The organism is Mangrovimonas sp. TPBH4 (assembly GCF_001280505.1).
Taxonomy (GTDB): domain Bacteria; phylum Bacteroidota; class Bacteroidia; order Flavobacteriales; family Flavobacteriaceae; genus Mangrovimonas_A.
On record NZ_LBIO01000060.1, the window covers coordinates 13,339 to 36,692 of the forward strand.

General features: G+C 37.7%; 25 protein-coding genes. 11 read left to right on the forward strand and 14 right to left on the reverse strand.

What is annotated here, in order from left to right; translation table 11 throughout:
* Positions 1-48: 48 nt before the first annotated feature.
* From trmD to ZA05_RS15370, 6 genes are all read right to left on the reverse strand, one after another.
* Positions 49-726 carry a tRNA (guanosine(37)-N1)-methyltransferase TrmD gene (trmD, locus tag ZA05_RS15345; RefSeq protein ID WP_053992571.1) on the reverse strand — a complete coding sequence of 226 codons (678 nt, stop codon included), beginning with the start codon at positions 724-726 and terminating at the stop codon, positions 49-51.
* Positions 727-870: 144 nt separating this feature from the next.
* The gene (locus ZA05_RS15350) at positions 871-1,479 is read right to left on the reverse strand and encodes a hypothetical protein (RefSeq protein ID WP_053992572.1); all 609 of its coding nucleotides are present in this window, start codon (positions 1,477-1,479) and stop codon (positions 871-873) included.
* A 130-nt stretch (positions 1,480-1,609) separates the two neighbouring features.
* Complete coding sequence (locus ZA05_RS15355; protein WP_053992573.1) at positions 1,610-2,353, reverse strand: LVIVD repeat-containing protein; 744 nt, start codon at positions 2,351-2,353, stop codon at positions 1,610-1,612.
* Positions 2,354-2,357: 4 nt separating this feature from the next.
* Positions 2,358-2,870, reverse strand: coding sequence for a hypothetical protein (locus ZA05_RS15360; protein ID WP_197276110.1), 513 nt, complete (start codon positions 2,868-2,870; stop codon positions 2,358-2,360).
* 388 nt (positions 2,871-3,258) lie between these two features.
* Entirely contained in the window at positions 3,259-4,704 is a 1,446-nt protein-coding gene (locus ZA05_RS15365) for a glyceraldehyde-3-phosphate dehydrogenase (protein ID WP_053992603.1), read from the reverse strand.
* A gap of 149 nt (positions 4,705-4,853) precedes the next feature.
* Positions 4,854-6,260 (reverse strand): trypsin-like peptidase domain-containing protein, encoded by a 1,407-nt coding sequence (locus ZA05_RS15370; protein ID WP_053992575.1) that lies wholly within the window; start codon positions 6,258-6,260, stop codon positions 4,854-4,856.
* A gap of 159 nt (positions 6,261-6,419) precedes the next feature.
* On the opposite strand from ZA05_RS15370, the gene dapF reads away from it, so the two are divergent.
* The 5 genes from dapF to ZA05_RS15395 all read left to right on the forward strand — a co-directional run bounded on the left by dapF (position 6,420) and on the right by ZA05_RS15395 (position 10,456).
* Positions 6,420-7,199 carry a diaminopimelate epimerase gene (gene dapF / locus ZA05_RS15375; RefSeq protein WP_053992576.1) on the forward strand — a complete coding sequence of 260 codons (780 nt, stop codon included), beginning with the start codon at positions 6,420-6,422 and terminating at the stop codon, positions 7,197-7,199.
* On the forward strand, positions 7,193-7,717 hold the full coding sequence (locus ZA05_RS15380; protein WP_053992577.1) for a GNAT family N-acetyltransferase: 525 nt from the start codon (positions 7,193-7,195) through the stop codon (positions 7,715-7,717). Before dapF ends, ZA05_RS15380 begins: the two co-directional genes overlap by 7 nt.
* Positions 7,718-8,761 carry an endolytic transglycosylase MltG gene (gene mltG / locus ZA05_RS15385; protein ID WP_053992578.1) on the forward strand — a complete coding sequence of 348 codons (1,044 nt, stop codon included), beginning with the start codon at positions 7,718-7,720 and terminating at the stop codon, positions 8,759-8,761.
* Between the two features lie 2 nt (positions 8,762-8,763).
* Complete coding sequence (locus ZA05_RS15390) at positions 8,764-9,675, forward strand: DUF2279 domain-containing protein (protein ID WP_157514729.1); 912 nt, start codon at positions 8,764-8,766, stop codon at positions 9,673-9,675.
* Positions 9,676-9,781: 106 nt separating this feature from the next.
* Positions 9,782-10,456, forward strand: coding sequence for a hypothetical protein (locus ZA05_RS15395; RefSeq protein WP_053992580.1), 675 nt, complete (start codon positions 9,782-9,784; stop codon positions 10,454-10,456).
* A 23-nt stretch (positions 10,457-10,479) separates the two neighbouring features.
* Here ZA05_RS15395 and ZA05_RS15400 read toward each other — a convergent pair whose 3' ends face one another.
* The 4 genes from ZA05_RS15400 to dnaA all read right to left on the reverse strand — a co-directional run bounded on the left by ZA05_RS15400 (position 10,480) and on the right by dnaA (position 14,558).
* Positions 10,480-11,196, reverse strand: a complete 717-nt coding sequence (locus ZA05_RS15400; protein ID WP_053992581.1) for an SAM-dependent methyltransferase — start codon at positions 11,194-11,196, stop codon at positions 10,480-10,482.
* Positions 11,197-11,198: 2 nt separating this feature from the next.
* Positions 11,199-12,602 (reverse strand): PQQ-dependent sugar dehydrogenase, encoded by a 1,404-nt coding sequence (locus ZA05_RS15405; protein ID WP_082333811.1) that lies wholly within the window; start codon positions 12,600-12,602, stop codon positions 11,199-11,201.
* A gap of 63 nt (positions 12,603-12,665) precedes the next feature.
* On the reverse strand, positions 12,666-13,121 hold the full coding sequence (locus ZA05_RS15410) for a low molecular weight protein-tyrosine-phosphatase (protein WP_053992604.1): 456 nt from the start codon (positions 13,119-13,121) through the stop codon (positions 12,666-12,668).
* Between the two features lie 9 nt (positions 13,122-13,130).
* The gene (gene dnaA / locus ZA05_RS15415; protein WP_053992583.1) at positions 13,131-14,558 is read right to left on the reverse strand and encodes a chromosomal replication initiator protein DnaA; all 1,428 of its coding nucleotides are present in this window, start codon (positions 14,556-14,558) and stop codon (positions 13,131-13,133) included.
* Between the two features lie 197 nt (positions 14,559-14,755).
* Here dnaA and ZA05_RS15420 point away from each other — a divergent pair, with 197 nt between their 5' ends.
* Complete coding sequence (locus tag ZA05_RS15420) at positions 14,756-15,166, forward strand: thioesterase family protein (protein WP_053992584.1); 411 nt, start codon at positions 14,756-14,758, stop codon at positions 15,164-15,166.
* On the opposite strand, the gene ZA05_RS15425 is transcribed toward ZA05_RS15420, so the two are convergent.
* From ZA05_RS15425 to ribD, 4 genes are read right to left on the reverse strand one after another with little or no spacing between them, the layout of a single operon-like run.
* On the reverse strand, positions 15,163-15,783 hold the full coding sequence (locus tag ZA05_RS15425; protein WP_053992585.1) for a YigZ family protein: 621 nt from the start codon (positions 15,781-15,783) through the stop codon (positions 15,163-15,165). The two genes, ZA05_RS15420 and ZA05_RS15425, sit on opposite strands and share 4 nt — an antisense overlap.
* Positions 15,780-16,643, reverse strand: coding sequence for a hypothetical protein (locus ZA05_RS15430; protein ID WP_053992586.1), 864 nt, complete (start codon positions 16,641-16,643; stop codon positions 15,780-15,782). Before ZA05_RS15430 ends, ZA05_RS15425 begins: the two co-directional genes overlap by 4 nt.
* Positions 16,643-17,254, reverse strand: coding sequence for an HAD family phosphatase (locus ZA05_RS15435; RefSeq protein WP_053992587.1), 612 nt, complete (start codon positions 17,252-17,254; stop codon positions 16,643-16,645). Before ZA05_RS15435 ends, ZA05_RS15430 begins: the two co-directional genes overlap by 1 nt.
* The gene (gene ribD, locus ZA05_RS15440) at positions 17,247-18,299 is read right to left on the reverse strand and encodes a bifunctional diaminohydroxyphosphoribosylaminopyrimidine deaminase/5-amino-6-(5-phosphoribosylamino)uracil reductase RibD (protein ID WP_053992588.1); all 1,053 of its coding nucleotides are present in this window, start codon (positions 18,297-18,299) and stop codon (positions 17,247-17,249) included. Before ribD ends, ZA05_RS15435 begins: the two co-directional genes overlap by 8 nt.
* A gap of 34 nt (positions 18,300-18,333) precedes the next feature.
* Between ribD and ZA05_RS15445 the strand changes: the two genes are divergently transcribed.
* From ZA05_RS15445 to ZA05_RS15465, 5 genes are all read left to right on the forward strand, one after another.
* Positions 18,334-18,822 (forward strand): GNAT family N-acetyltransferase, encoded by a 489-nt coding sequence (locus ZA05_RS15445; protein ID WP_053992605.1) that lies wholly within the window; start codon positions 18,334-18,336, stop codon positions 18,820-18,822.
* Complete coding sequence (gene prmC / locus ZA05_RS15450) at positions 18,819-19,685, forward strand: peptide chain release factor N(5)-glutamine methyltransferase (RefSeq protein ID WP_053992589.1); 867 nt, start codon at positions 18,819-18,821, stop codon at positions 19,683-19,685. Before ZA05_RS15445 ends, prmC begins: the two co-directional genes overlap by 4 nt.
* Positions 19,682-20,272 carry a TIGR00730 family Rossman fold protein gene (locus tag ZA05_RS15455; RefSeq protein ID WP_053992590.1) on the forward strand — a complete coding sequence of 197 codons (591 nt, stop codon included), beginning with the start codon at positions 19,682-19,684 and terminating at the stop codon, positions 20,270-20,272. Before prmC ends, ZA05_RS15455 begins: the two co-directional genes overlap by 4 nt.
* 187 nt (positions 20,273-20,459) lie before the next feature.
* Positions 20,460-22,454, forward strand: coding sequence for an NAD-dependent DNA ligase LigA (gene ligA, locus ZA05_RS15460; RefSeq protein ID WP_053992591.1), 1,995 nt, complete (start codon positions 20,460-20,462; stop codon positions 22,452-22,454).
* A gap of 99 nt (positions 22,455-22,553) precedes the next feature.
* Complete coding sequence (locus ZA05_RS15465) at positions 22,554-23,270, forward strand: hypothetical protein (RefSeq protein WP_053992592.1); 717 nt, start codon at positions 22,554-22,556, stop codon at positions 23,268-23,270.
* Positions 23,271-23,354: the final 84 nt, after the last annotated feature.

Genomic DNA, 23,354 nt, shown 5'->3' on the forward strand with positions numbered 1-23,354 from the left:
GAATAATTAATTATTTACAACGAAAAGTAAAGTTTTTTTACATGAAAACTAGTCGTCTAGCAAATCCGGGCGACGTTCCTTGGTTCTAAGATACGCTTGCTCTTCACGCCATTTTTCGATTTCTGGGAAATTACCACTGAACAATATTTCAGGGACATCCATGCCTTGGTAACTTCTTGGCCTTGTATAGATAGGTGGGGCCAACAGATTATCCTGGAAAGAATCGGTTAGGGCAGAGGTCTCGTTTCCAAGTACGCCAGGGATCAATCTTATCACGGCATCGCAAAGTACCGCTGCACCCAATTCACCTCCAGAGAGTACATAGTCCCCAATAGAAATTTCCTTGGTTATAAATTTGTCGCGTACGCGTTGGTCCACGCCTTTGTAATGTCCACATAAAATGATGATGTTCCCCTTTAGGGACAATTGGTTGGCAATGCCTTGTTTTAAGCGTTCACCATCTGGCGTCATATAGATAATCTCGTCGTAATCGCGTTCCGATTGTAGTTTGGTAATGCACTTATCTATGGGCTCAATGAGCATTACCATGCCTGCACCGCCACCAAATTGATAATCATCTACTGTTTTGTAATTGTCGGATGTGTAATCTCTCAAGTTGTGAAAATGAACTTCCACCAAATTGGCTTCTATGGCTCGTTTTAGTATGGAAGCTTCAAAAGGACTTTTGAGCAATTCTGGTAATACAGTGATGATATCTATACGCATGATCAAAATTATGAACTGCAAAGATGTGAAAAAGTAAGCACTTGGTCATAAGGCTTTGCACTTTTTTAGCATATGCCCAATCATGTGAAAAAGAAAAGCCCCTGCAGAAGATACAGAGGCTTTGAGTATTGTAAGAGGCAGTAATTAGCCGTTCTTTTGTTTGTTGATTTCGTCCTGTAATTGACGTCTTACTTTTTGCTCGCGCTCCAAGGCATTGCGACGGTGCTCTTCAAATTCTTCTTCAGTTTCAGCTAACGCTTGTTTGGCCTGCTTGGTCACGGCATTACTGTTGTTGAATTTATAGATAAAGAACAATAAGAAAGCAAAAAGCCCACCAATAATGCTCCATAAAAGGGTACTGTAATTTCCTTTACTCATTTGGATTCCAAAAAGAGACATACTGTCTTTTTCAAGATTTGTAGCATCCAAGGTTTCTTGAGTGTTGGTTAGATTGCTTTTTAAACTAGCTATTTCCACGGCTTGTGAGTCTACTACAACTTGAGTATCTGCCAAATCTTTATGTACGGCTTTCAACGAATCCAAGGTGTGTGACTTTAACGTGTAGAGCCACGCTCTTTTAATTACCTTGTAATCTTGATAATTGTTTGATTTTTGAATCACGTACTCAAACTGGTTGTCAATAGTACCAGAGTTTAGTGAAAGTTGGTCATCGTTGCTAGATTCTTGGGCTTGTGTTGTGGAAAAACTTAATAGGAAAATTGAGGAAAAAAATACAGTTTTTAAAATATTCATTTGAGCTAGATTAAATTACTTATAGTTAATCGGGGGGCAATATAATAATTTCTGTTGATGTAAAGCTTTATTTTATGCCAATAGCCCCAGTTTTGGTGGAGCTATTGGTATATACGAAGCAAATGAAGTTTTAGATGTTTATTGAACTCAATTCTGTGATGTCTTGAATATCGGTGGAATTTAAACTGTATTGATATAAACCATTTTCACCTATTAAAATAAGCAGATCTTGATGAATGATAACGTCAAAAGCATTTCTGTTGATGGAATTCACTAAGGTTGAATTTTCAGGATCAGACACATCAAAGATCTTGACTTCATCATCGCATACAAATAAATAGTCGCCGTAAAGCCCTAAACCGATTGGTTGGGTTAAATTTCTAGAAGAAATAAGCACTGGATTTACAATATCCGTAACATCATATATTTCCAATACGTTAATGGTGTTGCCACAACCAATGTCGGCATGAAGCGTCACAAAGGCATGGGTGTCATTGGCAACTACTGGATCACAAGCCGTAAAATGCTGGACATCCGAAAGGTATTCCGGTAGCTCAGGATTCTGTACACTGTAAATATACATACCGTTTCTAGAACCTATATATAAGTAGTCCTGATAGGCAAATAGGGTTTCAATGTTAAAACCAATAGGGACGGAATTGACCTCTACCGGATTGGAAAGGTTGGTAATATTAAAAACGTGTAAACCGTAGAGGTCTACCGTATAAAGGTAGTCACCTTTTACAATAAATCTGGCCAAGGAGCCTCCTTGACCTGACTCTGTAAATCCGGAATCTTGAGAGGAAACACCGCTGTCGGTACTACAAGAAACTATAAGTAAACAAGCAAATATTAGTGAGATATATGTTTTCATGTTATTAGTCGTTTAAAACCCAGTTTATAATTATGTCATCTTCTTGCAAATTGTAGTATTCAAAACCATCAGGGGAGAACAATTGCGGAAATGTATTGGAAATACGTTTGGTAACCGTTACTGTTTCCGTTTCAAAATTTGGTTGAATGGCAACAAGGTCTGTAGCATTGTTAACATACAAAATGTCGCCTTTTATGGCGAGGTCTGAAGATCCTAAAACTTTGATAAACCCGATGTTTATTGGGTTTTCAGGGTTTGAATTGTCAAAAATGTGAAAGCCTTCGTTCTTTTCGTTAATAAACAGGAAGTTATCCTTGACATAAATTTTACCGGAATTCACGATACTTTTTGGAGATTCCAGAGTAGTGGAAGCTTCAAACTCACTTCGCTCCATAATCACGGGAGTGTATAGGGAGGATGGCATAGGTTCTATAAAAACGTCATCGTCATATCCCTCCAGACATGCTAGTAAGGACAGGGCGAATAAGGAAGCTAATAGTACGTTTTTTGTTTTCATATTTTAATAGATTGGTTGTTTTGTAAATAGATGCAGTTTAAGTTAAAAGGTTGCTTTGTCTCTAGCAAAAAACAACAAGTTTTATGGAATTTATATGTTTATCCCTATATTGTGCTCAAAAATAAATACCGATGACAGGACAGAATATTACCCTATCTTACTTGTTTAGTGCCGTTGCACTATTTTCGATTTTATATTTCTATATGAATATCGAACTGCTCACTTCAATTTACACCGCAGTGTTTGTATTTGTTATTCCAAGAGTGTTCCGTTTATTGTTAGATAAACCAAAGAAAAGGGGAGGCACTGTATAGCAAATTCATAATAGTAAATAAAAAAGAGCGGATTCGTTTGGAATCCGCTCTTTCAGTTTATAGTTGAAAATCTACTAATAGTAAGTATAGCGTCTAACTTTGGCAATGTATTTGGCCAATCTGATAACTTGGTGGCTATAGCCATATTCGTTATCATACCAAATATACAATACCACGTTTTTGCCATCTGGTCTTACAATGGTAGCTTTACTGTCATAGATGGATGGCGCAGAACTTCCAACAATATCGCTGGATACCAATTCGTCGCTCATCTCATATTTTATCTGTTCAACCAAGTCTCCTTCCAAGGCATATTTTTTCATGATGGTGTTCATGCTTTTTACGGAAGTTTCCTTTTCTAGATTCAAATTTAAAATAGCCAAAGAACCATTAGGAACAGGGACTCTAATGGCGTTGGAAGTTAATTTACCTTCCAATGCAGGTAAAGCTTTTGCCACGGCACTTCCTGCCCCAGTTTCGGTTATTACCATGTTCAATCCTGCAGCACGACCCCGACGGTATTTTTTATGAAAATTGTCTACCAAGTTTTGATCGTTGGTGTAGGCATGGATAGTTTCCAAGTGTCCATTTACCACTCCATAAGTATCCTCAATGGCCTTTAAAACTGGGGTAATGGCATTGGTTGTACAGGAAGCGGCAGAGAAAATCTTTACTTTGTCAGGGTCGTTATCCAAATGGTTCACACCATGCACAATGTTTGGAACACCTTTGCCAGGTGCCGTCAATAGTACTTTATCCGCTCCTTTAGATTTCAAATGCCTGCTAAGGGCTTCTTTATCTCTAAAGGCACCTGTGTTGTCAATAATCAATGCATTTTTAATTCCATAAGCTGTATAATCAATCTCTTCCGGAGCATTGGCCGATATGATATTTACAGTGGTACCGTTAATAATTAGGGCATTGTTTTTAATATCTGTAGATACCGTTCCTGAAAAATCACCATGAACGGAATCGTTGCGTAAAAGAGAGGCTCTTTTTTCTAAAACAGTCTCGTTTATGGCACCACGCGTTACAATGGCTCTTAAACGCAATTGACTTCCTTTCCCTGTTTTAGACATTAATTCTCTGGCTACCAAACGGCCTATTCTTCCAAAGCCATAAAGTACCACGTCCTTAGGTTTAATGGAGTGGTTGTTGTAGGCATCTTTTAGTTTGTTGGCTACAAAATCGGCGGCGCTATATTTTTGGTCCTCTAAATGAAATTCATAGGTTAGTTTTCCAATGTCCAATTTGGCAGGTGGTAAGTCTAAATTTTTGATGGCTTGAGCGATTTCAACCGAATCAAAAATGGAAATAGGCTTTTGAACAAACTCTCCAGCGTATTCATGCAGGTTCAAGATTTCACTTACGTTTTTGTCGATAAGTTGGTTCCTGAACAGAACAAGCTCTATAGATTTGTCGTACCAAAGATCACTGACAATTTTTATAAACTCTACAGTGGCTCGTCGTCTATCTGCCTGAAAAGCTAATTCCTTTTCATAAGTACCGTTAAGACTCATTTTTTTAATGTTTAGTGTGTTGTTGAAATTAAATTTTTGGCAAAAGTACATTATTTCAAACGTTTTCGTAATGTATTTTAACAAATAAAAATCCCCTTACATAGCCTAAAACTATATAAGGGGATTGTCATGTTTTTAAGGAATTTAACTTATCTCCAGTAAAAATTTTCCTTTTGACCATTTTTGTTGATAATCTCGAACTTCAACGGATCGCCATTTGAATTTTCAGTAATAATTTTTTTTGCTTCGTCAATGTCTCTCACTTTAATATCGTTTATGGCCGTTATGATGCTGCCTTCTTCAATGCCATTCTTTTTCCAATATCTAGCATAAGTAGTATTCAAAGCTGAAATTTTTATTCCACTATTGATACGGTATTTTTTCAAGTCCGAAGAGTTTGCATTTTTCACCTGTCCAACGATGGGTAAGGTTAAAGTAGAATTTTTCATCAAAGTAACGGGAAGCACTTTGGTTTCGTCACCTCTTAATAAAGTAACATTAACAATATCATTTGGTCGTTTGGTAGTTAAATAGCCTTTAAGATCCGCAAACTTCGAAATTTTGATATGGTCTAATTTCTTGATCACGTCTCCTTCTTTAATACCGGCCAAATCGGCTCCTGTGTCTTCTTCAATGCCGTTTACGTAAAACCCTTCAGAGGTATCCACTCCAAAATGTTCAGCGGATTCGCTGTTAAGGGAAATACCTGTAACTCCCAAGATACCGGTTTGTACATCCCCAAATTCCATAATGTCCTCCACCACTTTTCGGGCTATATTACTAGGAACCGCGAAGGAATATCCAATATAGGAACCGGTTTGCGAGGAAATGGCAGTATTGATCCCAATAAGGTCACCATTGGCATTTACCAGGGCTCCACCGGAGTTTCCCGGGTTAACGGCCGCATCTGTTTGGATAAAGGATTGCATGTTTCTGCCAGACAAATCCCTAGCTTTGGCACTAATGATTCCTGCGGTAACAGTTGAGGTTAGGTTGAATGGGTTCCCTACGGCCAATACCCATTCTCCGATTTTAGCTTGGTCTGAATCACCAAATGAAATGTATGGCAATTCTTCTTCTGCATCAATTTTCAACAGGGCAATATCGGTTTTTTCATCACTACCGATAAGCTGTGCATCATAAATTTTATTGTCATTCAGTGTAATTGAAATTTCTCTAGCTCCATTAATCACATGGTTGTTGGTAATAATATAGCCATCCGGGGAAATTATCACTCCGCTACCGGTTCCTACCTGTGCTCTTTGAGATGGTCTTCCAAAGAAAAAATCTTCAAAACTGTTTTGCCCAGTAATTATAGCGGTGTTTTTTACGTGGACCACAGAATGTACCGTTTTTTCGGCAGCCGAAACAAAATTGGGCGCATTTACAGCATTGGCAATATTGGAAACGTTCTGGACGGTTGGAAAATATGTAGATTCGCTAACCGTCGTAGGAGATTGGAAAGCAGTGTTTTGATCGAAATACAATTTGTAGGCAGACAGTGTAATGACTCCACCTAATACGGAAACTAAAACTAAAGACAGTAATTTTTTCATAGTTTATTAGGATTTTAAGGTTACTATATTGAATAATTTAACGTTTAAAATTACTTTTTTATTGAATGGGTAATTTCTATTTAACGCTTTTTAACGTTGGTTTTAACGCCTATTTAACAACGGGATTTAACGTCGATTATTCCTATATTTGTGCCCAATATGAAACTTACTTTTTATAAATATCAAGGAACAGGGAACGATTTTGTGATGATTGATAATCGTCAAGAAATCTTCGACAAAAATGATACCAAACAAGTTGCTTTTTTGTGTGACAGACGTTTTGGCATTGGGGCTGACGGTTTAATCTTATTGGAAAACCACCCAGAATACGATTTCAAAATGGTGTATTACAATGCCGATGGCAACGAAAGTTCAATGTGTGGTAACGGAGGAAGATGCTTGGTAGCTTTTGCAAAACACCTGGGCGTAATTGAAAATAAGGCAACTTTTGAAGCTGTGGATGGGCTTCACCATGCAACGGTAGACAACAATATTGTGCATCTTCAAATGCAGGATGTGGACTTGGTTGAACAGCACGACTCGCATGTGTTCTTAAATACAGGATCTCCTCACCATGTGGAATTCAATAGTAATTTGGATGACATGGATGTTAAAACCGAAGGCGCTAAAATCCGTTATAGTGATTTGTATGGAAAACCGGGAAGCAATATTAATTTTGTAAATAAAATTGAAGATGGCTTTTTTGCGGTGAGGACTTATGAAAGAGGTGTGGAAGATGAAACTTTATCCTGCGGAACTGGTGTGACAGCAGTAGCAATTGCTATGCACCACACGGGAGAGACCGATAGGGATACTATAGCATTACAAGTGCAAGGAGGGCAGTTACAGGTGTCTTTTGAAGTTGAAAATGGCCATTACAAAAATGTTTGGCTTATTGGGCCGGCAACATTTGTATTTAAAGGTGAAATTGAATGTTAACACTCAAAGGGGGACATATTTATTTGAGAGCATTGGAGCCGGAAGATCTGGAATTTGTCCATGCTATTGAAAATGATGAATCCGTTTGGGAAATTAGCAATACCATAACCCCGTATTCCAAATTCGTGATTAAACAATATTTGGAAAATGCCCACAAGGATATTTTTGAAGTTAAACAGCTTCGCTTGGCAATATGCAACGCAAAGAATGCGCCAATTGGTTTGATTGATATTTTTGATTTCGATTTTAAAAACAGAAGGGCCGGAATTGGAATTCTAATAAAAGATGAAGTCAATCGCGGTGTGGGTTATGGGAATGAAGCTCTTGAACTTCTCATTGGCTATTGCGATACCTACCTTAACCTACACCAACTGTATTGTAATATATCTGAAGAGAATGAAGCCAGTATAAAGCTCTTTGAGAACAATGGCTTTCAAAAAGTTGGGCTTAAAAAAGATTGGAACATTGTAGGAGGTTCCTTCAAAAACGAATATTTATTTCAACGTATATCTAATTAAATGTACTTTAAAAAAATACTATTGGCCATTGCTCTTATAGGTTTGGCTATCGCCGCATTTATTGCATATTATATTTATGGCGCCATGTTTAAGCCTAATACAAGTTTTAATAATGATCAGGCTTTTGTGTATATCCCATCAGGGGCTACCTATCAAGAAGTAAGGGAGCAATTGGAACCCTTGTTGTTGGATATAGATAAATTTGATGCGCTTGCCAATCGAAAAAAGTATACTACCAATATCAAAGCTGGAAAGTATGCCATCAAAAAGGGAATGAGCAACAACGATATTATTAATTCCATTCGAAGCAATAACATTCCAATAAAATTGTCCTTTAACAATCAAGAGAGTTTAGCAAAATTGGCGGGCAGAATTGCTGTTCAAATTGAAGCGGATAGTCTGGCATTGTTAAATGAAATGACTTCAGAAGGGTTTTTGCAGAAAAATGGATTTTCAGAAAAAACCGCTTTAGGGATGTACATTCCAAACAGCTATGAGTTTTTTTGGAATACTTCGTCTGAGCAATTTTGCGAACGTATGGCTAAGGAGTACGATCGTTTTTGGAATGACAACAGAAGGGCTAAGGCTAAAGAAATTGGTTTAAGCCAAGATGAGGTGATGACTCTTGCCTCTATTGTTCATGAAGAATCCAAACAAGCAAGCGAGCAACCCAGAATTGCGGGGGTTTACATGAACAGAATCAAAATAGGAATGCCACTTCAAGCGGATCCAACCCTAAAATATGCGGCTTATCAATTGCCAGAATATCAGGGCACAGTTATCAAGCGTGTTTTAAACGTGCATAAAGAAATTGAATCCCCATACAACACCTATAAATATGCAGGACTACCACCTGGACTTATTGCCATGCCAGATATTTCGGCTATTGATGCTGTGTTGAATTATGAAAAGCATAACTATCTTTATTTTGCGGCAGATGCAAAGCGATTGGGATTCCATAAATTTGCAAAAACCCTGAGACAGCACAATATTAATGCCAGGGAATACCAAAGCTATTTGTCTTCTCAAGGAATAAGACGATAGGGGTGAAGCGGTGGCTCACTCAAATAATATTGTTTTGTTTTGCGATTACTGCCACCTATGCCCAAACAGGGATAGACCAGTTCCTGAAACCCAGTGACACTCTCAACCTTAAAAGAAGAAATGCAGTAATCATAACCGAAGCTTCTTTGGCAACTATGGCATTGGTTGGTTTGGATCAACTTTGGTATGCAGATTATCCCCGCTCTAAATTCCACACTCTAAATGACAACCAAGAATGGTTGCAAATGGATAAGTTGGGGCATGTGTTTACCTCTTACCAAATGGGACGATTGGGGGCAAATGTACTGCAATGGAGTGGTGTAAGCGAACGGGATCAATTGGTATACGGAGGTGGCCTAGGTTTTGCTTTTTTAACAGCAGTGGAGGTTTTTGATGGTTTCTCTGAAGAATGGGGCTTTTCTTGGGGAGATGTCATTGCCAATGCTTCTGGAACCGGATTGTATATTGGCCAAGAGTTGCTTTGGAAAGAACAGCGGATGACTTTAAAATATTCGTTCCATCAAACCCATTATGCACCACTTCGACCAGAAATCCTAGGTGATGGATTTTTGGAAGAGGTCCTAAAAGATTACAACGGACAAACCTATTGGCTTAGTCTCAATTTACATTCGTTTTTTAAGGAAAGTAAAATCCCGAAGTGGTTAAATGTAGCTTTTGGTTATGGAGCTGAAGGAATGCTTTTTGGGATGGAAAACGAAAATATTGACGAAATAGCTGAAAAAAATAGGCGCCGACAGTATTTTTTTAGCCTCGATGTAGATTTAACCAAAATTAACACAAATTCACACTTTTTAAGAACAGTTTTTGACGTTTTTAACCTTATTAAGATACCTTTTCCTACGTTGGAGTTCACCGATAAAAATTGCATAAAGGTCCACGGAATCTATTTTTAACGTACTTAAGCGATTAATTTTCAGGGTTTAAAAAAAAGTTATACCTTTGCCCGCTGAAAATTAAAGCCCGTTTTTGGGGAGATAACGGCTTTGCAAATTAGCTATTATGATAAAAAAGAAAACTAATTTTTTCGTAATCCCTCTTACAATTTTGGCGCTTATTTATGTAGCGCTTTCTTCTAACCAAGAAGCGGTTGATATGGGAGACTATTCAACCGAAGGTTTAGAACTTGATTTTACAGTTTCTGAGGACATTGCATTTTTGGCCAATGAAACTGAAGAGTCCACAAATCCTTTTGTTGAGGAATTCTATTTCCCAAATATAGGAAAAACCTATATAGGATTCAAGGAAGCCATTGGTTTTAAAGAGTCCAGAGGAAATTACTTTACGGTTAATACTTTAGGCTATCTTGGGAAGTATCAATTTGGAGCTGAAACTCTAAAATTGATAGGAATTTATAACCCAAATCAGTTTTTGTACAACCCAGAGTTACAGGAAAAAGCCTTTTTGGCCAATGCAGAACGCAATAAGTGGATTTTGCGAAAGGACATTGAACGCTTTGTTGGAACTACAGTTAACGGAATCAATGTTACGGAATCCGGTATTTTGGCTGCAGCTCATCTTGCGGGACCTGGAAGTGTGAAAAAATTCCTTAGAAGTTCTGGTGTGCATAATTTTAAGGATGCCTATGGAACCTCTGTGAAGTATTATATGAAGCGATTCTCAGGTTATGATACTTCAAACATTGTGGCAAACAAAAGAGCCAAAGCTATTTTATAGACTTAATGTTTGCTAGGGAAAACCTAGTCTTTGTGAACGATAAAGATTGACGGCCGCTTATGGAAGTTAATCTTTGTTGTTTTCCATTGTTTGGCAGGCATGGTTTTAATGTACTCTGTTGGCAATGTAAGGTCACAGGCTACACAAATCCTGGTTTGAGGGTGTAGGATCTGGCACAAATCTTCTAAAAGTTTATTGTTTCTATAGGGGGTCTCTATAAAGATCTGACTTTGATTTTCGTCTTGTGAGCGTCGCTCAAATTTTTTCAAAGCACTTTTTCGCTCTTGTTTGTCGATTGGGAGGTAGCCATTGAAAGCAAAACTTTGGCCATTCATGCCTGAGCTCATCATAGCTAAAATTATAGATGAAGGACCTACTAAGGGGACAACCTTAATGTTGTTTTGATGGGCCAGTTTTACTATTTCTGCCCCTGGATCTGCAACACCTGGACAGCCAGCTTCAGAAAGTAGCCCCATGTTTTTACCCTGCTTGCAGGGATCTAAAAAATTCATGATTTCAATGCTCTCAGTGTATTTGTTCAGAACTTGAAGGTGCAACTTTGGTTGAGATTTTTTTGGGCTGACACGTTTTATAAAATGCCTAGCCGACTTTTCATTTTCTACAATGTAGGAATCGACAAGCTCTATTACTTTTTTTACCGAGATAGGAAGTACTTCTAGAGGAGGATTGTCTCCCAAAAGGGTTGGGATAAGATATAATTTACCGGTTGCCTGTTCCATGTTTAATCAACAATTATTTTTTTTATGCTCCTTGAGCCATTTGTTTTTTTCAATTCCAATAAATACACACCAGAAGCATAGCTTTCTGAAGAGAAAGTGATTTTGGAGCTTTCAAAATTAGTGATAGATTTTAAGAATCTCCCCTGAATGTTATAAAGATTTATTTCATTTAGAGAAGCGCTGTTGATTAGGTCTATTGTTATAGTATTATTGTGCGAGTTAGTATATATTTTAATATCCTTTATTTGTGATTCTGAAGTGCTCAAACTATTGGTCGTGATTTTATAAACGGTTCCTGAGGTTAATCCAGCTATATACAATTCACCATTTACATCTTCACCGAAACAACTCCATTCGTTGTTTAAATATGGCGAAGTGAAAGTCATTGTCCATTCATTGGCATCAGGTTCTAGATATCCAATTTCATTGCTGCAAAAATCTGCAAAGAAATAGAGGCCTTCTAATGCCGATTGTTCATTGCCTCGATACCTATAGCCACCCGTAATAGAGCACTTGGTTGGACCTCCATTTCCGCTGTGAGCATACACGCCAACTGGGAAGGTTAAAGTGCTGTCATCAGGGCAATCCGTGGAATTGTATGCGTTATTTCCCTCGTAACATCTCCAGCCATAGTTCAAGCCATCAGCGGATACTGAAGGGCTTACCATATTGATTTCCTCATAGAGGTTTTGTCCTACATCGGCAATCCATAGGTCATCAGTATCTTTGTCAAAAGAAAATTTCCAAGGGTTTCTCAGGCCATAGGCCCATATTTCATCTAGGGCATTTGGATTGGAAATAAAGGGATTGTCGCTAGGGATGCCGTAGTTGTTAGCTCCGGAAGGGGTGTCAACATCTATTCTGAGTAATTTTCCTAAAAGTGTGCTAAGGTCCTGTGCTCTGTCTTCCGGATCGCCAAAATTTCCACCATCTCCCGTAGCGATATATAGATACCCGTCTGTTCCAAAGGCAAGGTCACCTCCGTTATGGTTGTTATAAGGTTGTGTAATGTTTAAAAGAATTAATTCGGAATCAGGGTCGGCGGTATTGATATCGCTTCTTTCAAATCTTGAAATGACTGTGTTTTGACTATTGTTGATATAATTCACATAAAAATACCCATTGGAGGCATAGTTTGGATGGAACGCTAATCCTAGTAGACCTTGTTCGCTTGCCCCATCATATACAATGGAAGAAATATCCAAAAAAGGAGATGAGTTTAAAACCCCTTCCGAATTTATAATTTGAATGGTTCCCTCCTGTTCCACAACAAATAGTCTATCGTCGCCAGCGTGTTTTATGTTTACAGGATTAACTAATCCAGTGGCAAATGCTTCAATATTGATGTCTTGGGAAAAAGCGTTGTAAAAACAAAAGACCAATAGGGTAGTAAGAAAATTTCTCATTTTGATATGTTAGAATGCTTAGAAACAACAAAATACAAAAATGAGTTAAAATATGTGGGGGAATTAAGAAGTAAGTTCTTTGACAATCTTTTGACAAACAGCATCTAGAAGTGTGTAAACATGCTCAAAATCACCCATATCACCGTAATAGGGGTCTGGGACATCTTTGTTTGCAAAATTAGTATCTACATCTAATATTTTTTGAACCTTGACAATGTCCTTTTGGTTGCGGGCTAATTTGATAATGTTGTTGTAATTGGATTGATCCATGGCATAAATGATATCGAAAGTGTCAAAATCATTTATATTGAATTGTCGTCCCGCTTGATGTGAAATGTCAATGCCATGTTGTCTGGCAACTGCAATGGATCTTCTGTCTGGTTGTTCACCAATGTGATAATTGGAAGTTCCTGCGGAGTCTACATAAAACAATTCATCTGAAAGTTTGGATTCTAAAATGCCATGAGCCAAAGGCGAACGGCAAATGTTTCCTAAACAAACCATCAAAATCCTTGTCATTGCCATTTGTTAAACGGATAACTTTTTAGAGAGGTCTTCTACGTATTTTCTGAATTGCTTATCTGTAGCTGTTAAGTTGTCTACTGTTTTGCAAGCGTGCAGCACCGTGGCGTGGTCACGCTTTCCTATTTGAGAACCTATACTGGCCAAAGAGGCTTTTGTGTATTTTTTAGCAAAAAACATGGCCAATTGCCTAGCTTGTACAATGTGTCTTTTTCTGGTTTTAGACTGTAAGGTGCTTACATCCATTTGGAAATAATCCGATACAACTTTTTGGATATAGTCAATGGAAACTTCACGCTTGGTATTTTTTACAAACTTCTCAACGATATCCTTGGCAAGGTTAATGGTAACTTCCTTTTTGTTAAAGGAAGACTGAGCAATCAAGGAGATGATAGCGCCTTCCAATTCCCTAACGTTGGTCTTGATGTGTTTGGCAATATATTCTATAATTTCCTCTGGAATTTCAACACCATCACGATACAGTTTATTTCTTAGGATAGACACTCGTGTTTCGAAGTCTGGTGTTTGCAATTCTGCGGAAAGCCCCCATTTAAAACGGGATAATAATCGTTGCTCGATATCTTGCATGTCTACAGGAGCTTTATCACTAGTCAGGATTACCTGTTTGCCATTTTGGTGCAAGTGGTTGAAGATATGGAAAAACACATCCTGTGTTCCTGATTTTCCAGATAAAAACTGAACATCGTCAATAATAAGGACATCAATGATTTGATAGAAATGAATGAAATCGTTTCTGTTGTTCTTCTTTACGGAATCAATATACTGTTGGGTAAATTTCTCTGCAGAAATGTACAAAACTGTTTTCTCTGGGTATTTATCTTTGATATCGATTCCAATGGCGTGTGCCAAGTGGGTTTTTCCTAAACCAACACCTCCAAAAATCAAAAGTGGGTTGAAAGATGTTCCTCCCGGTTTGCTGGCTACAGCTAAACCTGCATTTCTTGCCAATCGGTTAGAGTCTCCTTCCAAAAAATTCTCAAAGTTGTAATTTGGGTTGAGCTGAGACTCGATCTTGATATTCCTGATCCCCGGAATTACAAATGGATTTTTAAGCTCTGGATTTTTGTTGTTGAAAGGAATGTCAACATCTTGGGATTTTACCGCGGTACGGTTGGAACTCGGTATTTTTTCAGTAAACGGTTGCTTGTTGCCATAGGTGTTTTCCATCTTGATAACATAAACCAATTTGGCACTGTCACCAAGCTCTTTGGTAAGAGCAACTTTAAGGATTTTTACGTAGTGCTCCTCAAGCCATTCGTAGAAAAATTTACTGGGAACTTGAATGCTTAACGCTTTGTCTGAAAGTTTGACTGCTTGTATGGGTTCAAACCAAGTTTTATAAGCTTGGGGTTGTATGTTATCCTTAATAAAAGACAGGCAATTATTCCAAACTGATTGCGCAGTTACATCCATTCTCTAAGATTATTTGTTGTTTAGTTAGTTTAGTTTTAGTAAAAAAAGAGAAAATAGAGTTTCTCTTGAATCAAATTTTTACATGACAAATATGTGAACAAAATTCTTAAAAAAAAAACTGAATAGGGGTTGAATTTTTAGAATTTTTTTACCATGTTTAAATTTCTATCAAAGTACAAAAAAAAAATTAAAAAAGAATGGGTAACCCTTTAAAATCAGACGAAATAAAATTTAGAATTAGATATGGTGAAACAGATCAAATGGGCGTAGTTTATCACGGGAATTACGCGCAGTACTTTGAAATGGGACGAACCGAATGGTTACGAAAATTTGGTGTGAGTTACAGGCAAATGGAAGAGGAAGGAATCATGCTTCCTGTGGTGTTTTTGAGTGTAAATTTCAAGAAGTCAGCTCGTTATGATGATGAGGTGCGGGTGAAAACAACTTTAGCCAAAATTCCTTCGGCCTCAATTGAATTTGATTATGAGATTTTTAATGCGGAAAATGAATTGTTAACAACCGGAAAAACGGTTTTGGCATTTATCGATATGCAGCGCAACCGACCAACCAGATGTCCAAAATATATTTTAGACCAACTGCAAAATTAATCGTTCAAATTTTTGATGTTGATTTCATACAAAGCATCAAAAATTTGAAAAATTTCTTCGGCATTTTTGAGGCGAACGGAAATGGTAATCTCGCAGTCCATTTCCAACTTTTGATTGACGATTTTAAGGTCCTTTTCCTTGATGATTCGCATGACTTTATTCATGTTCACGTAATCAAAATGGATCAAGAATTCTACATTGATGGTTTTGGTGATTATTTTGGAAGTATCCAATGCCATTTGGGCGGCAGTTTTGTAGGCAGTAATCAGGCCTCCAACTCCTAGTTTTACACCGCCAAAATAGCGAACCACGACAATTAAAATGTTGGTGACATCAAAAGATTGAATTTGGCCGTAAATTGGCATGCCGGCACTGTTGCTGGGTTCGCCATCGTCATTTGCTCTAAAGCTAATGTTGGGTTCTTGTGTTCCAATTTGGTAGGCGTAGCACCAATGGCGGGCCGAATGATGTTGTTTCTTTAGGGCTTCAATATGTGTTTTCGCCTCATCTTCAGAAGTAATAGGGAAGGCATACCCAAAAAACTTGCTGTTTTTCTCCTTAAACAAGACTTCGTTTGAAGTGTTGGCAATAGTTTTATAGGTATCTTTCGTGCTCATTGTGCAAGGGTTACTAATAAAATTGATATGATGGCCAGTCCTATTCCAATCCAATTTTTGTAAGAAAGGTATTCTTTGCAAAATAACAAACCAGTGAGTGTCGATAGCATAACAATTCCAACGTTGTTTAGGGTGAAAAGGGTCGAGCTTTCATAAAATTCATTATTGAGTGCTTTTAATAAATAATAGATGGAAGCATAATTGGCAGAGCCTAATAGGATTCCCCAAAACACATTTTTGAAGCTCAGGAGAAGTTGGTGTTTTAACCTTTTATAGAGAAGTGTACAGCATCCTAAGGTTGCGGCACTAAAAAAAATAGTTGCCGAAAACAGGGGGATGCCTTGCTCTCCAACATAGGTGGTTTCTAGGTATTTTATGGAGGTGTCTATAATCCCGGAACCTAAAAACAATAGAAATGGCAGCGTTAAATTTGATTTTAAATTAAATTGACCTTTGGTTTTAATGGAGGCCAAATACACTGCAACCAAGGCCAAAACAATACCTGATAGTTTTTGGGTGTCAGTACTTTCTTGGTATACCAGTATACCGAATATCACGGGGATAACTACACTCATTTTTGAGGCGACGGCAGTTACTGAAATACCATTTTTCTGTGTGGAAAGGGCCATAATGTAGAAAATGCTAATAAATAGTGCTCCCAATCCTATTGCGCCTAAAAACCATTTGGAATGTACCAAGGAGGAAATTTCTATTGGAAACTTATATGTTAGCAGTCCAATTGAGCATGCTGTAAAATAATTGGCTACAATTACCTGCAGGGTGTCCGCTTTAGCTTTTTTTATAAGTTTAAAGATGACAACAATCAGGGTTGAGGACAGAATACTCAGTAAGAGGTACATTAAAACAAGTTTTTATGCGTAGAAAAAAGTGTGCATACATCCTCTGTTTTCGGATCGATATTCCAAACGTGGATTCCCAATGATTTAGCGGCGTCTGTGTTTTCCTTTAGGTCGTCAACAAACAGACATTCTTCAGCCTTCAGTTCATTTTCCCTGAGGACGAATTCGTAAATTTCTGTGTTGGGTTTTCTTAGTTGGATTTCGTGAGATAAGTAAAATTGATCGAATTGATTTCTAAAGTCGTCAAAAAAGGGAACATTTTCCTTCACCCACTCTATATGGAGTTCATTGGTGTTGCTTAACAAAATAAGTTTATAGTTTTCATTCTTCGCCAATTGCTTTAAAAATTCCAATTTATGATTTGGGAAGTCTTTCAAGATGTAATTCCAGGTGTTTTTTAAAGTTTCTTCCGATATGTTATTGAAATTCTCAAGGTAGAAATCCTTGAATTCTTCCGTCGAAATAAGTCCCTGCTCGTAGAGACAGTTCATCGAGATCATTTCTTCAGGAAATTCCTGAAGGTTTAAAATGGCTTTGGTAGTCTCAATAGCACCTTCCTTGTCTAGGTTTATAAAAACATCTCCAAAGTCGAATATAATGGTTTTAATCATTGCGGTATATTTTTAAACTGTCTTGTAAAATGTGTTGTTCCCAAACCAACTTTCCATGAATTTTTGGTGCGTCGATGCCTTTTTCAAAAAGAACCTTGCCTGTAAATATCCTTGCTTCGTCCCAAAGTCCTTCGTCAATAAAGGTTTGTAATGTTTGGGATCCTCCTTCAATAATGACCGATTGAATGTCTTGTTTGTGAAGAAGCTCACAGATTTGTTTGGCAATTTTCTTTCTCTCTTCCCAATCGATGAATTCTGTGTTCGTAAATTCAGAATTTAAAACGTTTTTGTTTTCTGAAGAAGAAATAATAATGGTTTGGGATTCATTATTGAAAACCCCAAGGTTTTTCGGGAGTTTACCCTCTTTGTCAAGCACAACCCTAATAGGATTTTGGCCTTTCCAATCCCTAACCGTCAGTTTTGGATTGTCTTTGATAACGGTATTGGTGCCTACCAAAATAGCATGTTCTTCAGTTCGCCATTTGTGCACAAGTTGACGTGAAAATGTATTGGTAATCCAAACAGGTTCTTGTTTGTCTTGTATTTCAGGTGCTAAAAATCCATCAAGGGTCTGTGCCCATTTTAGGATGATATATGGCCTTTGTTTGTTGTGAAACGTAAAGAAGCGTTTATGGTGTTCTTGAGACTCATTTTCTAAAACTCCAACCGTTACTTTGCATCCGGCGGCTTTCAAATTTTTAATGCCTTTTCCTGCAACTTTGCTGTGCGTGTCTATGGTTCCAATCACCACATTTGGGATCTTGGATGTGATAATCAAATCACTGCAAGGAGGCGTTTTACCGAAATGGCTACAGGGTTCAAGTGTCACGTAAAGTGTTGCTTCTTTCAATAAATTGGGGTCTTGAACAGATTGTATGGCATTTACCTCTGCATGATTCCCGCCGTACGGACTGGTAAAGCCTTCGCCAATGATTCTGTTCTCATGAACAATAACGCAGCCTACCATGGGGTTGGGCCTTGTGTATCCCAAGCCATTTTTGGCAATATCTATACAGCGTTTTATGTATTTTTCGTGTATCTTCATCCCAAATTTGATGTGGCAAAAATACCAATTAAAAGTGAGCAAAAATAATATTGTCATTAGAGAAATTAAGGCAGAAGACGATGCTCAAGTGGCGGCCGTAATTCGCGATGTCTTGATTGAATTTGGTGTCCCTAAAGTGGGGACTGCTTATGAAGATACTGCTTTGGATTGTATGACCGAAACGTATAATGCTCTCAATATGGTGTACTATGTTTTGGATGACCACGGTAAAATTATAGGAGGGGCTGGAATAGCTCCTTTAGAAGGAGAAGACCATGTGTGCGAATTGCAGAAAATGTATTTCCTGCCAGAAGCCAGAGGCACGGGATTGGGAAGTGCAATGATGACAAAATGCTTGGAAAAGGCCAAAGAATTGGGATTTAAAAAATGTTATTTGGAAACCTTGCCATATATGAAGGCAGCCACAAAGTTGTATGGAAAGGTGGGGTTTGCACCTTTGGAAGCACCTATGGGAAATACAGGGCACTATTCGTGTAATGTTTGGATGATAAAAGAATTATGATATTAAAGGATATAAGAACTCGGTTCCATCAGTCGCTTGACCCAATCTATGGAGCTGAGGAAGTGGATAGTTTTTTTGGTCTTCTTCTAGACCATTATTTCAAGATAAAACCAATCACCTTGGTTTTGGAACCTCAGTATGAAATAGCCTCCGAAGATGCTTTAAAATTGAACGAGGTTTTAAGGAGGTTGAAAGATCAAGAGCCTATTCAATACATTTTAGGGGAAACCGAGTTTTTCGGACTGCCTTTTAAAGTGTCGCCGGCTACGTTAATTCCAAGACCGGAAACCGAAGAATTGGTAGATTGGATAATTGCAACAAATAAAGATAATGCTGATCCTTTGAGGGTTTTAGATATTGGCACCGGCACGGGGTGTATTCCTATTAGTTTAGGATATCATTTGTCCAATGCTGAAATTTATACGCTTGATGTTAGCGACCAAGCAATTGAAGTGGCTAAAGAAAATGCAGAAATAAATGGGGTAGAGGTGAACTTTATGCATGGGGATATTCTTAAGTTTGAGAATTTAGCACCTGAGTTTTTACAGCTCAAGTTTGATATCGTCGTCTCCAATCCGCCTTACGTACGCGAGTTGGAGAAAAATGAAATGAAAACCAATGTTTTGGACTATGAACCTGATTTGGCATTGTTTGTTCCTGATGATGATCCTTTACGTTTTTATAAAGTAATCACTAAATTTGCTAGTAAGAATTTGAAAAACAACGGGATGTTGTTTTTTGAGATCAATCAATATTTGGGGGAAGAGATGCAGCAGTTGCTTATTGATAATAATTTTAAAGATATAGAATTGCGTCAGGATATTTTTGGAAATAACAGGATGCTTAAAGGAATAAAGTTATGAAAACACTAAAATCGATAGCTGTATTTTGTGGAAGCAGCGAAGGAAATGATCTCAAAGTAATAAGTGATGCCGAATATTTGGGAAAGGTGATGGCGAAAGAAGACATTGTCTTGGTGTACGGAGCTGCGAAGATTGGAATCATGGGCAAAGTCGCTGAAGCCGTTTTGGAGCACAATGGCAAAGCCATAGGGGTTATTCCTGAATTTTTAAAGTTGAAGGAGGTAGTGCATTTGGGATTACACGAGTTGATTACCACAGAAACCATGCACGAACGAAAGGTAAAGATGCATGAACTTTCCGACGGATTTATAGCGTTGCCTGGAGGGTTTGGCACCTTTGAAGAGCTTTTTGAAATTATCACCTGGGCACAATTAGGTTTGCATCAAAAGCCAATTGGCTTGTTGAATTCCAATGGATTTTACGATGATCTTATTAAAATGTTCGAAACCATGGTGGCTAAAGGACTTTTAAAAATTTCAAATTTAGATTTGCTGATTGTGGAAGATGATGTCAATAGATTACTGGATAAAATGAGAGGGTTTAAGCCTCAAGATGTACCACAATGGTTAAAGGCAGACAGAACCTAAGGTAGACAAAGGTCTTTCATTCAAAATTATCCATCTCTTTTTAATAATTCTCTGGGTTTTAATAAGGGACTTTTATCCTATTCTTCTGTTAATATAAAACTCAAAAAACAAGTATGCTGTCAGGGGCATTTTAGTATCTTGGAACCCTGAAATTAAATCAAAATCATACACATTCATAAGTTTTCAAATGGATATTCAACAACACATTACTGCATTACGGGAAGAACTTAGAAAACATAATTACAATTACTACGTATTGGACAATCCAACCATAAGCGATTATGATTTTGACATGAAGTTGAAGGAATTGCAGGAGTTGGAGGTAAAACATCCTGAATACTATGACAGCAGTTCGCCAACTTTAAGAGTGGGTGGAGCGGTTACCAAGAATTTTGAAACAGTTGCACATGAATACAGAATGTATTCTTTGGACAATTCCTATTCTAAAGAGGATTTATTGGACTGGGAAGCGCGCATTAAAAAGTTGGTAGATGGTGATATATCTTATACCTGTGAGCTCAAATATGATGGAGCTTCCATAAGTTTGACTTATGAAGATGGAAAGTTGCAAAAAGCGGTAACCCGTGGGGATGGTTTTCAGGGAGATGATGTAACCACTAATATCAAAACCATAAAATCTGTTCCTTTGCAATTGAATGGCGATTACCCTCCAAAATTTGATATTAGAGGAGAGATTGTATTGCCGTTTGAAGGCTTCAACAAAATGAATGAAGAGCGTATTGAAATTGGAGAAGAGCCTTATAGAAACCCTAGAAACACAGCCTCAGGGAGTTTGAAATTACAAGATAGTGCAGAGGTTGCTAAGCGTCCTTTGGAGTGTCTTTTATATACTGTAATAGGGCCTAATTTGGATATTGCAACTCAATATGAATGTTTGGACAAGGCTAGGTCTTGGGGATTTAAAGTGCCGAATACGGCGCATTTGGCGAATTCTATAGAAGAGGTTTTGGAGTTTATTGCCTATTGGGATACCAAACGGTTTGAGTTGCCTTACGAAACAGATGGGGTTGTAATTAAGGTAAATGATTTGTATCATCAAGAAGAACTTGGCTATACGGCTAAAGCGCCTCGATGGGCTATAGCGTATAAGTTTAAGGCAGAGCAAGTGTCAACCAGATTGAACAGTATCACGTATCAAGTTGGCCGTACGGGTGCAATTACGCCTGTAGCCAATTTAGATCCTGTGGAGTTGGCTGGAACCATTGTGAAAAGGGCTTCCTTGCATAACGCCGATCAAATTGAAAAGTTGGATATTAGAGTGGGCGATGAAGTGTTTGTAGAAAAGGGAGGGGAGATCATTCCAAAAATTATCGCGGTCGATTTGAGTAAACGACCAATGGACTCTCAGCCTACCCAATATATTTCCCATTGCCCAGAATGTGACACCGAATTGGTGAGGCAAGAAGGTGAAGCACAACATTACTGTCCTAATTACAACGGTTGTAAACCACAGATTATTGGACGTATTCAGCATTACATTTCCAGAAAGGCCATGGATATTGAAGGCATGGGAGGTGAAACGGTTGCCTTGTTAGTAAATGGTGGTTTGATAGATAATTATTCCGATTTGTATGAGCTCACAAAAGAGCAAATTCTTCCTTTGGAAAGAATGGCTGATAAGAGTGCCGATAATTTGTTGAAAGGCATTGAGGCTTCCAAACAGATTCCTTTTGAAAGAGTTTTGTATGCTTTGGGAATTAGATATGTTGGAGAAACCGTAGCAAAAAAATTGGCAAAGCATTACAAGTCTATCGATAATTTAAAAGCTGCTTCATTGGAAGATTTGGTCAATGTGGATGAAATTGGCGTGAAAATAGCTGAAAGTGTGTTGGCCTTTTTTGAGGACGAGGCTAATATAAACATCGTTGAACGGTTAAAGCATTTTGGGGTCCAATTGGAGATTTCTGCTGAAAAATTGGCTGAACAAACCGATAAATTAAAAAATCTCACTTTTGTGGTGTCTGGAGTTTTTGAAACCGTTTCAAGGGATGAACTTAAAAAATTGATTGAAGATAATGGAGGAAAGGTTTCATCCTCAATATCTTCCAAAACAAGTTACCTTGTGGCCGGTGATAAAATGGGGCCAAGTAAGCGAACAAAAGCCGAGAAATTGAATCTGGCGATTATTTCTGAACGTGAATTTTTGCAAATGGTTATGTAAAATCCTACAAAATGTATTCTTTCATCGATAAAATGCATTTTTTTACGTTAAATTGCGATTTTTTGTCTTACATTTGGCCGAGACCAATTGAGCAAGTTTATGCTGCAAAGGAATTTTTTAATCGCAATATTAACCGTATTTAGTTTAGGATTTATTGGCCTTCAATTGCTTCAGTATGAGTATTATGCTATGGGAGTGAGGGCTGCCATGTTAGTCTTGCTGAGTATTCTGTATGCGGTTAGTGTTAAAAACAAGCGTAAATTCTTCTTTTTGTTTTTATTGGCTTTTACACTTTCGGATATTATAAATTTTATCACTTGGGATTTTAGTACAGAAGAAGGGGGATTTGATTATTACTATCTTGGAAACGGATTGTATATTTTGTCTTATTTGTTTTTGGTAATCAAATTGCTAGGGTCCATTAATCTTCCTGAGGTTGCCAGGAAATTGCCAGTACAGATTCTAGTATTATTTATCTTAGATTGTTTTTGCGTAGTAATAGTAACCAATACCACTAAGGATGAATTGGGAGTTTACCCTTATGTGTTGGAGTTTGTTTATAATGCCGTGATCATGTTGCTGTTGTCCTTGGCATTATTGAACTTTATTTATAAAGACGACAAAAAATCCATGAACTTTTTGATAGGTTCTATATGTATTGTTTTTTCTGAGGTAATCCAACTGGCTTACTTCTATATTTCTGAAGCCAATATATTAAATGTAATTTCTTCTGTGTTTTTAGTGATGGCTTTTCTGTTTTTGTATAGACAGTCTCGATTGATTTATTCGGAAAGAATGCAGATTGCCAATTCTTAGTCTGTTCAGTTTCTCTTTTTTTAAATAGTTTTATTGCTTTTCGAAATCTTGAAATTTGCCTTGATGGTCATTGGTTTGAAAGTG

Bases quoted from the DNA above. Each gene is read 5' to 3' on its own strand.
- trmD (WP_053992571.1), bottom strand. From the start codon at position 726: ATGCGTATAGATATCATCACTGTATTACCAGAATTGCTCAAAAGTCCT.
- ZA05_RS15350 (WP_053992572.1), bottom strand. From the start codon at position 1,479: ATGAATATTTTAAAAACTGTATTTTTTTCCTCAATTTTCCTATTAAGT.
- ZA05_RS15355 (WP_053992573.1), bottom strand. From the start codon at position 2,353: ATGAAAACATATATCTCACTAATATTTGCTTGTTTACTTATAGTTTCT.
- ZA05_RS15360 (WP_197276110.1), bottom strand. From the start codon at position 2,870: ATGAAAACAAAAAACGTACTATTAGCTTCCTTATTCGCCCTGTCCTTA.
- ZA05_RS15365 (WP_053992603.1), bottom strand. From the start codon at position 4,704: ATGAGTCTTAACGGTACTTATGAAAAGGAATTAGCTTTTCAGGCAGAT.
- ZA05_RS15370 (WP_053992575.1), bottom strand. From the start codon at position 6,260: ATGAAAAAATTACTGTCTTTAGTTTTAGTTTCCGTATTAGGTGGAGTC.
- dapF (WP_053992576.1), top strand. From the start codon at position 6,420: ATGAAACTTACTTTTTATAAATATCAAGGAACAGGGAACGATTTTGTG.
- ZA05_RS15380 (WP_053992577.1), top strand. From the start codon at position 7,193: ATGTTAACACTCAAAGGGGGACATATTTATTTGAGAGCATTGGAGCCG.
- mltG (WP_053992578.1), top strand. From the start codon at position 7,718: ATGTACTTTAAAAAAATACTATTGGCCATTGCTCTTATAGGTTTGGCT.
- ZA05_RS15395 (WP_053992580.1), top strand. From the start codon at position 9,782: ATGATAAAAAAGAAAACTAATTTTTTCGTAATCCCTCTTACAATTTTG.
- ZA05_RS15400 (WP_053992581.1), bottom strand. From the start codon at position 11,196: ATGGAACAGGCAACCGGTAAATTATATCTTATCCCAACCCTTTTGGGA.
- ZA05_RS15405 (WP_082333811.1), bottom strand. From the start codon at position 12,602: ATGAGAAATTTTCTTACTACCCTATTGGTCTTTTGTTTTTACAACGCT.
- ZA05_RS15410 (WP_053992604.1), bottom strand. From the start codon at position 13,121: ATGACAAGGATTTTGATGGTTTGTTTAGGAAACATTTGCCGTTCGCCT.
- dnaA (WP_053992583.1), bottom strand. From the start codon at position 14,558: ATGGATGTAACTGCGCAATCAGTTTGGAATAATTGCCTGTCTTTTATT.
- ZA05_RS15420 (WP_053992584.1), top strand. From the start codon at position 14,756: ATGGGTAACCCTTTAAAATCAGACGAAATAAAATTTAGAATTAGATAT.
- ZA05_RS15425 (WP_053992585.1), bottom strand. From the start codon at position 15,783: ATGAGCACGAAAGATACCTATAAAACTATTGCCAACACTTCAAACGAA.
- ZA05_RS15430 (WP_053992586.1), bottom strand. From the start codon at position 16,643: ATGTACCTCTTACTGAGTATTCTGTCCTCAACCCTGATTGTTGTCATC.
- ZA05_RS15435 (WP_053992587.1), bottom strand. From the start codon at position 17,254: ATGATTAAAACCATTATATTCGACTTTGGAGATGTTTTTATAAACCTA.
- ribD (WP_053992588.1), bottom strand. From the start codon at position 18,299: ATGAAGATACACGAAAAATACATAAAACGCTGTATAGATATTGCCAAA.
- prmC (WP_053992589.1), top strand. From the start codon at position 18,819: ATGATATTAAAGGATATAAGAACTCGGTTCCATCAGTCGCTTGACCCA.
- ZA05_RS15455 (WP_053992590.1), top strand. From the start codon at position 19,682: ATGAAAACACTAAAATCGATAGCTGTATTTTGTGGAAGCAGCGAAGGA.
- ligA (WP_053992591.1), top strand. From the start codon at position 20,460: ATGGATATTCAACAACACATTACTGCATTACGGGAAGAACTTAGAAAA.
- ZA05_RS15465 (WP_053992592.1), top strand. From the start codon at position 22,554: ATGCTGCAAAGGAATTTTTTAATCGCAATATTAACCGTATTTAGTTTA.